This is a genomic window from Gemmatimonas sp., from assembly GCF_041689975.1.
Taxonomy (GTDB): Bacteria; Gemmatimonadota; Gemmatimonadetes; order Gemmatimonadales; family Gemmatimonadaceae; genus Gemmatimonas.
In genome coordinates this window covers 1-5496 of the sequence record NZ_JBDNFF010000426.1, presented here as the reverse complement: position 1 = coordinate 5496, position 5496 = coordinate 1, and the positions used below count along the sequence as shown (strand labels likewise).

At 61.7% G+C, this 5496-nt stretch carries 6 protein-coding genes; 1 reads left to right on the top strand and 5 read right to left on the bottom strand.

Going from position 1 to position 5496, the window contains the following annotated elements:
- Nucleotides 1-458 (top strand): hypothetical protein (locus ACESNG_RS23725; RefSeq protein ID WP_373071188.1); only part of this gene is annotated, 458 nt, incomplete at its 5' end.
- A 116-nt stretch (nt 459-574) separates the two neighbouring features.
- On the opposite strand, the gene ACESNG_RS23720 is transcribed toward ACESNG_RS23725, so the two are convergent.
- The 5 genes from ACESNG_RS23720 to ACESNG_RS23700 form a co-directional block, all read right to left on the bottom strand.
- A complete protein-coding gene (locus ACESNG_RS23720) occupies nt 575-1309 on the bottom strand; it encodes a sulfite exporter TauE/SafE family protein (protein WP_373071187.1) in 735 nt (244 codons plus the stop codon).
- 55 nt (nt 1310-1364) lie between these two features.
- Nucleotides 1365-2837, bottom strand: coding sequence for a gamma-glutamyltransferase family protein (locus ACESNG_RS23715; protein WP_373071189.1), 1473 nt, complete (start codon nt 2835-2837; stop codon nt 1365-1367).
- A gap of 152 nt (nt 2838-2989) precedes the next feature.
- Complete coding sequence (locus tag ACESNG_RS23710) at nt 2990-4366, bottom strand: amidohydrolase family protein (RefSeq protein WP_373071186.1); 1377 nt, start codon at nt 4364-4366, stop codon at nt 2990-2992.
- On the bottom strand, nt 4363-4689 hold the full coding sequence (locus tag ACESNG_RS23705) for a BMC domain-containing protein (RefSeq protein WP_373071185.1): 327 nt from the start codon (nt 4687-4689) through the stop codon (nt 4363-4365). The genes ACESNG_RS23710 and ACESNG_RS23705 overlap by 4 nt, the downstream gene beginning before the upstream one ends.
- Nucleotides 4679-5494, bottom strand: coding sequence for an ABC transporter ATP-binding protein (locus tag ACESNG_RS23700; RefSeq protein ID WP_373071183.1), 816 nt, complete (start codon nt 5492-5494; stop codon nt 4679-4681). The genes ACESNG_RS23705 and ACESNG_RS23700 overlap by 11 nt, the downstream gene beginning before the upstream one ends.
- Between the last annotated feature and the right edge of the window lie 2 nt (nt 5495-5496).

Sequence of the window (5496 nt, the reverse complement as noted above, 5' to 3'; positions counted from 1 at the left end):
TCGAACGAGACCTCAAACCCCTCCGCCAGCAGATCCGCCAATTCGATGCATTCCCGGTTGAGAGCAACCAGCACGAGGCGCTCCCTTACGCGCACGTCCAACGTCTACGCGAACGAGCACAAGCCATCGAGACCGAAATCGCCAGAGCCGAAACCCAAGCGACGCTGCACGGATGGAACCACCGCACCGATCCCGAGCTCGCCGCCGCCATCGACCGTCGAACAAACCACCTCGCCCACGTTGCACTTGCGGCAGGCGATCCCGGAGTCGGACAACTTTCGGTGTTGCTCACGAACATGGACCCCGAGGCAACCGCAGACTCCCTTCGTGTAGTGATCGCTGTCGAGGTCGCCAAGCGGGAGATGGGGGAGATTAATCGTCTGCCATGGGAGCCGTTCCGGCCAGCGCCTAGGGGCCTCGCCAGTCATCGCTCAAAAGGCATCGGAATGCATCTGTAGACGACCGATAGGCAATGTTGGTGCTCGACGCAACCCGGTCTGGTTCCCTGGGTCCTGCCTCGCGGAATATTGTCGAGTTGGCGCGACGCCTGCGCACGGGCGCTCCGTTCTGCGGCCTAGTACAGACCGATGAGCCGCCCGGCTAGGACTGCGGTCGCAATCAACATGACGATCCGGATTAGTCGTTCGCCGCCTCGCACCGCCGAGCGAGCTCCAAGCCAGCCGCCTCCCGTAAAGCCGACCGCAAGCACCAATGCGGGTAGCCACGCAATTTGACCATTCAGAATGAACACCGGCAACGCCACAGCAGTGACAACCAACGTGACCACCACCTTGATGTTGTTGGCGGTGATCAGATCGAAGCCGGCGCGAGTGAGCGCTGCGAGGAGCACGAGCCCGACCCCTGCCTGGATTGCGCCTCCGTAAAGGCCAATGAAGAAGAACACGACCACGATTGTCGATCGACTCCATGTGGGCCCACCCTCCTTGATCTTCGGCTTTCTGACCGAGAGAATGATCAGTGGCACCATGAGGAGCCCGAACACCGTTTCGAATGTTTCGTCGGTCAATCTGCTGATGGCGGTGGAACCGATGAGGGAGCCGACCACCACCGGAGCAATCACTGTCGAGGCATGAGACAGCCCGCCAACGCCGAGGCGTCGGAAGGAGATGGCTGCAGCCATGTTCGAGGTCAGAATGCCAATCCTGTTCGACCCGTTTGCATCATTCCCGGGTACGCCCGCCAGAACCAGTAGTGGAACAGTGAGAATCGACCCACCGCCAGCGACGGCATTGATCCAGCCTGCGGCGAGGCCGCCACCGACCAGCAGCAGAGCCTCAAACAGCGTCACTGGTCGTTGTCGGGGGCGTTGTGGTTGATCGGCTTCAGAACTCGCCAGCGGGTCGTCACCACGCGGCCACTCCGCTCGCTCCAGACCGTGGGTCAGCGGCTCCGGACAACAGCGTGCCTGCGCCCTGAGTCTGGATTATCTGGGCGTGGCCAGCGAGTTCGACGAATGGCGCTCCGACGCGGACGGGATGACCACGTTGCGTCAGGTCTTTGACAATTGACGGGTGGAAGCGGTCCTCGAGGCCCAGCACCGGCTGGGGCCCCGACCAGATGCTCGGGGCGAGGCCGCGGTGGATGTAGAACCGTGGATGGGCAAGTGCATGTCCAGGTTCGAGCCCTGCGAGTTGAGTGCCAACGAGCAACTGGAGCAAGACTTGCGGTTGAACGTCTCCTCCCATCGTCCCGATCAGAGCACGCAGGTGTCCGGAGCTGGTGACGACGGATGGGCTCAGTGTCGACCGTGGGCGCCGTCCCACACCCATCAGATTCGGATTACCGGGTCGTATGTCGAATGAACTGCCGCGGTTCTGCAGGATGATTCCGTGCTCGCTCAGTTGAACCCGACTGCCCCAAGGGTGGAACAACGACTGCACAAGCGAGACGCCCATTCCCGACTTGTCGACGGTGTTTAGATAGACGGTGTCGCCCGTCTCTGCCGGACCGGCGAAAGGTGCAGCCTGCGCCTGAATTTTTCGAGCACGTTCTGAGGCCTCTGAGAAGGCGGCTGGAACCGAGCCGTCGCCGAGCACAAGGTCGCGGTCGTTCGCAGCTACCTTGATCGACTCGATCATGTGATGCCAGAGGCCAGGATCATCGAGGTCCCACGTGCTACGAAGCCGTTCGAGTACATCAGCAGCGAGCAACGCTATGTAGCCCTGCGACGGGGGCGGAACTGTCCACCAATCTCGTCCGAATACTTGCTTGTGGAGCGGCTCCACCCAACGTGGCTGATAGCCGACGAGGTCGCCTTCGGTGACGAGCCCGCTGGTCACAGTCTCGATCGCTCGACCGAGGCCGTGAGTCCAGACTCCCGTCGGTCCTTCGGCGACCAGAAGCTCCAACGACTGCGCGTACGCTCTCATCCGCATACGGACCCCGGCCGCAGCCCGGCCGCCTTCGAACTGGACCGTCGTGAGCGGCGGCGCCCAATGCTCCATGCTGGCGGTGAGCCGATCGGGACAGGCCACTCCATAGCGGGCGTAGTGGATCGCCTCGCTGAACACTTCCGCCAGGGGCAGCTTGCCGAATCGGCGGTGCAGTTCAATCCAGCCAGCGGGGGCGCCAGGGATCGTCACGGAAGCCGGCCCATACAGCGGGGGTCCGTTTGGGTATCGCAGCATGTACGAGGGGAGGTCGTGTCCCTGGCCACCTGTGCCCGCTGCGTCAAGGCAGTACGGCGCCTCTTCGCCAGGGATCCAAACAAGCGCGAAGAGGTCGCCTCCGGCTCCACACATGTCGGGGTAAACGACGCTCAGGACGAGGTTGGCTGCTATCGCCGCGTCCACAGCAGAGCCTCCCGACTGCAGCATGCGAAGCCCAGCCTGGGAAGCGAGGTGATGCGGCGCGGCAACCATGCCCTCGAAGCCGTGGCTCGTGCTAGATGGTGTCCAGGTCAAACGAGCGGAGTCGTCGACGGGCGGCTGGGCCAAGGGCATGGCCGATGGAATCCGGAAAACGCTGCTCACGACAACCCGCATGCGAGGGCGCCGATATCGGGTTCTGATGCTGCGATACCACTCGCGCGTCGCAAGACTTCTCCAACGAGCGCAGGGACATCAACCGTCATGCATTGCCCTCCTCGGACGACGACGTTTCCGTCGACCAAGACGTGGCGAACATCGCTACCTCTGCACGAGTAGGCCACTGCTGCCGGCACGTTCAACGCCGGAGCGACGTGGGGCCGGTGGAGATCGATGACGATGACGTCCCCGCGCTTTCCGATCTCAAGGGAACCGACGAGATCGTCGATTCCCAGGTTCCTCGCTGCGTCAATAGTTGCAAGTTCGAGAGCGTCGTTCACTCCCATGACAGGTTCAACCGCCAACGCCTTGGCGATGCCGACGCCGTCCCTCATCGCATCGAACATGCTCTGTCCTCCATTTCCGGCGCAGCCGTTGGATGCCACAGATATGGGAATTCCTCGGGAACGTAGGTCAGCGAGCGAGGTCAGTCGATGCGATTGATAGAGATCTGACGTAGGTACCGAAATCACCCTCGTGCCGGTCTGGGCTATGACGATCAGATCCTCGGCGTCGGCTTCGCTGCACCCGACGAGTTGCACGTTTGGCCCAAGAGCACCGGATGACAAAAGGAAGTCCACGTTGCTACGGGCTCCGTGGACGGCGACGGACCTCTCGTTGTAGTGGGGCGTCTCCGCGCAGTGCGCATGCAGCATCACGCCGCTGTCGCGGCAGAGCCGCATCGAATTCTGTAGGTCCGCGGGCGTCGTGGCCCATGGGAGCAACGGGGAGAGCGCGACACTGAGGAGTCCGGATCGGTGATGGTTGTTGATCAGATCGGTATGCCGATCAATGACTTCGTCTGGCGTTTCGAGGAAGTTCGCTGCGCTGTTGGAAGTCAGATACGCGTCGGCAATCACCGCTCGAATGCCAGAGGCTCGCGCCGCATCCACAACGATCGAGGTGCCCGACCTCCTGACGTCTCGTGGAAAGAAGGAATTTTCGAGGACCGTGGTGTTTCCCTCGAGCAGATTTTCAACCATTGTGAGCAGTTCCGCGAGGAAAAAGTCTTCTCGTTCCATCGCCGACATGATGGGAAGTTGGGTTCGAGCGAACCAGTCCGTGAACTCACGGTCGGCGCCGAGTGTTCGTCCGTAGAGCATGCAGCCGTGGGTGTGGCCATTGACGAAACCGGGGAGGACCGCGGCGCCAGCGGCGTCGATGAGGTCATCTGGTTCGCCGTGTTCCCGCCGCATGGCATCCCCGTCGCCAATGCCGACAATTGTTCCGTTGCGGATCGCAACGGTCGTATTCGGAAGGACTCGTCGGTCAGCATCGACCGTGATGGCGGTGCCTCCCTCAACGAAGGAGAGCGTCATCGGCGCTGCGATGCAACAGACCTAATCGGAAGGTGCCCGGCGCTGAGCAGCTGAGCACCGGGTGTGGTCGGTCGCACGTACATCCGGACCCCCACTCGTTCGGTATGGGGGCGTGCCGCCTCTTCGGCGATCTCGATTGCGTTTCGAATTGCAGCCGTCGATCCGGTCACGGCAGCGAACGCTACGCCACCGCCGACGCGGTCGATGGCGAGAAGCTCGACCCCCGTCGCTTTCTCCATCGCTTCCAGAGCACAAGCGAGTGCGACGACACCTCTCGTCTCAACGAGGGCGATTGCTTCGGAGTGGGAGCTGCTACGAGGCATCCGGGCCCCCTTCGTTTCGAAGGACTGTACGGTCGTCCATGGACATTCCTTTCTTGTGGAAGAGCTCGATAACGCTCTCGAACGTCAGCGCCGACTTGTCGGCGCCAGCAATATCGTCGATGATCCTGCCTCTGTCCATCATGATCAAGCGATCACCGAAAGCAATTGCTTGATCTACATCATGGGTCACCATCAACACGGTGAGTTCAGACTCGGCCTGGATTCGTGCCGTGAGCGCCATGATCTCACTTGCACGTTTCGGATCCAAGGCTGCCGTATGTTCGTCGAGGAGGAGGAGGGCTGGATGTTCCCAGGTTGCCATCAAGAGTGACACGGCTTGACGCTGACCGCCTGACAATGTGCCCACCTGCTGGTCGAGTCGATCGCAGAGGTCGTCGAGCCCACATCGCTCGAACCGTTCGATCACCTCAGCTCGCAGCACACTCGGCACCCCGCGTCGAAGTGTTCGTCGCTTTGGCCGAAGTGCGGCCAAAGCAATGTTCTCGGCCACGGTCAAGGCGGGTGCTGTTCCGATACGTGGATCTTGGAACACCCGGCCGATCATTCGTGCACGACGATGCTCAGACATGCGTGTGATGTCCCGGCCTCCGAGCGTGACCTTCCCGGAGTCCACTACGAGTGCTCCCGCAACCGTGTTGAGAACGGTCGACTTCCCGGCCCCGTTGCTTCCCATCACGGTGACGAACTGACCATCCGGCACCTCTAGGTTGACGCCGTTGAGCGCCACGATGGTTTCACCTCCGACGGAGAATTGTTTTTGGAGGTCTTGTAGGTCCAGGTCCACGG

Excerpts from the sequence above, each read along its gene's own strand:
- ACESNG_RS23715 (WP_373071189.1), bottom strand. The coding sequence starts at position 2,837 with ATGCTGCAGTCGGGAGGCTCTGCTGTGGACGCGGCGATAGCAGCCAAC.
- ACESNG_RS23710 (WP_373071186.1), bottom strand. The coding sequence starts at position 4,366 with ATGACGCTCTCCTTCGTTGAGGGAGGCACCGCCATCACGGTCGATGCT.
- ACESNG_RS23705 (WP_373071185.1), bottom strand. The coding sequence starts at position 4,689 with ATGCCTCGTAGCAGCTCCCACTCCGAAGCAATCGCCCTCGTTGAGACG.